The following is a 2,830-nucleotide window of genomic DNA, read 5'->3' on the forward strand; positions in this document are numbered from 1 at the left end:
GTTTTAATTTCTCTATGGCTGACTTAGAGAAAGACTCAAAATCGAATTGTTCGCTCATAATAATCAAATTTAAAAAATTTAAACATCCATTTTTTATATTTGACACAGTTTATTGAGCATACTCTTAAAGTCTTGTTTAGGTGTCCTGTGATTAGTAAAAACTATGTGGATAGCAAATTGAGTCAATTTTAGTATTTTTGAGAGGCGATTATTTTTTAGAAATTGCTTTTTAGGATGAATAACTAACCACATTTTTTATGACAACACAAGAAATGCAGGCTTTTTTAAAGCTTTTAGAAAAACGATTTGAATTGCATAGGCATCGGCATCCGAGGGTAGAGTGGGAGGCGGTGGCTTTGAGGTTGCAAGCGGCTCCGGAAAAAGTTGGGGTATTGTATCAAATGGAGGCGACGGGAGGGGAGCCGGATGTGATTGGTTTTTCTGATTCGACGGGGGCGTTTGTGTTTTGTGATTGTGCGGCTGAGAGTCCGAAGGGGCGACGAAGTTTATGTTATGATGACACGGCATTGGCATCACGGAAGGAATACAAACCTCAAGGAAGTGTCGTGGGCCGGTGTGAGGAACTGGGGATTGAATTATTGACCGAGCAAGAGTATAGTGCTTTGCAGGAGGTTGGCCCTTTTGATTTGAAAACCTCTTCTTGGTTGGCTACGCCACCTACTATTCGGGAGCAAGGAGGGGCTATTTTCGGTGACCAACGGTATGGTCGTGTTTTTATTTACCACAACGGAGCGGAATCCTATTATGCCGCTCGGGGTTTTCGAGGGAAATTGTGGGTTTAGAATACCCTTTTTTGATGAAACCGACCCTTTGTTTGCTAATGGAAGAGAGCAACTTGCTGCTGTTTGTTGTATTTCTTTACATATTGCTTATAAATTTATCAACACGAAAACGTTTTCGTGACTGTATTGACTGTAAAAAAAGCAATAGCACTACTAACCTGCCAAAAAAAATACGATTAAAGTAATATATTTGTTAGATTAATAAATTTAACCCTAATATATTATGAAAAATAAATTACTTCACACTTTTATTTTTAGTTTTCTCATTTTTATTGCTTCAGACAACATGTTTTCACAAAATGCCTTTCGATCCGGAGACGGATGGGGTAATGGTTGGGATAATGATGCATTTACACAATTTGCAATAGGGCAGAGTGGCGGCTGGATTTATGCAAACTCTAATGGTGGAACCCCTGCAAATCGTTATTTCAGGTTTCGAACTACAATTGGTTGTAGTACTGTTTGGGGTCCTTCCGGAAGTGACGATATTCAATTGACTTTGGGAACCCCGCAAGTATTAACTGCTGGTAGTTCAAAGGCCTACTACGTTTATGTCCCTAACAACTCTAATAGGTATGTTTTCAAAACAGAACTTTTAAATGCTTGTGCTAATCCTAAAGCGATCGTTTTTGAAGTAGCAGGAGAAGTGCGTACAGTGACTACTGTTACCAGAGATGTTTCAACCGTATACAGTGGCCAAGTTGCAACTGTCACTGCAACCGCAAATGGTAATTTACCGGTAGGTCAGGCGGTGTACTTGCGTTATACTACCAATAACTACACTACTTCAACCGTCGTACAGATGTCATCTGGTGGTGGCAATTCTTACACTGCCACCTTACCTTCAAGTATTCATACTGCCGGAACAAATGTTAGCTATTATGTGTTTACCTCAAGTGCAGCCGGTGTGTCGTCTGATGGCAGTAATGCTGATTTTTACAGCTTTAATTTAAACAATAATGGTGGGTCTAATTACAACTACACAGTGCAGGCCTTGCCTGATCCACCTAGTTATCTAGTTCATTTGGCCACAACAGCTACTGTTTTTAATCCTTGTTCCGGTAGTGGCAGTTATCACAATGCGATACCTTCGTTGAACTCCAATTTGGTGGTGCAATGGAATTTGGAATTTGCAAACCAGTTTACAAATACAGGAATTTATTATACAACAGATGGTTCAGCACCTTCAGGACAAAAGGGTGTAGCTGCTGGTACAACTACTTATATTGAAGGAGTTTTTGTTTGTGATAATGGGACTGGTAGATTGATCTATACCGCTACACTTCCGCAAGCAGCTCATCAACCGGGGTCTACCGTACGCTATACTATAACAGGATGGAATGGCCCGTTTGGAATTGAAGGCTATGCTACAACCTCCTATAGTTTTAGAAACACAACTCCTTTTATATACAGTTATTCCTTTCCTTCGACTCCAACAATTTCACCTTCAGGAAATGTAGCCATTTGTACGACAGATCCTGTAACACTTACGTCAAGTGTAGGTACTAATTATTTATGGTCAACCGGTGCTACTTCGCAAAGTATTCAAGTAAATTCCTCCGGTTCTTATACAGTTCAAGTGACAAACGTACAAGGAATAAGTAGTGCCCCCTCTGAAGCAACAGTTGTGGTGGTTACACAACCTTCGACTTGGTATGTAGATGTTGATAACGACAATTACTACACGGGCGAAGCTGTTGTAAGTTGTGACTCACCGGGTGCTACCTATAAAAAGGTAGAAGATTTATTAGGTGGCGGCGACTGCAACGACAACGACGCTTCCATTTACCCCGGAGCTCCTGTGATTTGTTATGATAATATCTCACAAGATTGTAATACGGATATTTATGATGGCTGTGCGATTGTTTTATCGCGTTTGCGTAATGATAATTGTGGTGCAACTTTAACCAGTATCAATCAAACTTTACGTGGCGATTTCCGTTTATCACCATTACCAGCGGGGACCAATATCACGGGTTATACTTTCTTTGTTAAGAATTTATCTACGGGTGCTGAACGTGAGGTAG

General features: G+C 40.5%; 2 protein-coding genes. Both read left to right on the top strand.

Annotation, left to right across the window (positions count from 1 at the left end; translation table 11 throughout):
• Window positions 1–272 precede the first annotated feature (272 nt).
• Window positions 273–803, top strand: a complete 531-nt coding sequence (locus IEV15_RS14475) for a DUF4256 domain-containing protein (RefSeq protein WP_308418854.1) — start codon at window positions 273–275, stop codon at window positions 801–803.
• A gap of 223 nt (window positions 804–1,026) precedes the next feature.
• Window positions 1,027–2,830, top strand: a 1,804-nt coding sequence (locus tag IEV15_RS14480; RefSeq protein ID WP_188363256.1) for a putative metal-binding motif-containing protein, incomplete at its 3' end; no start/stop codon positions are given.

Source organism: Flavobacterium orientale (genome assembly GCF_014638005.1).
Classification (GTDB): domain Bacteria; phylum Bacteroidota; class Bacteroidia; order Flavobacteriales; family Flavobacteriaceae; genus Flavobacterium; species Flavobacterium orientale.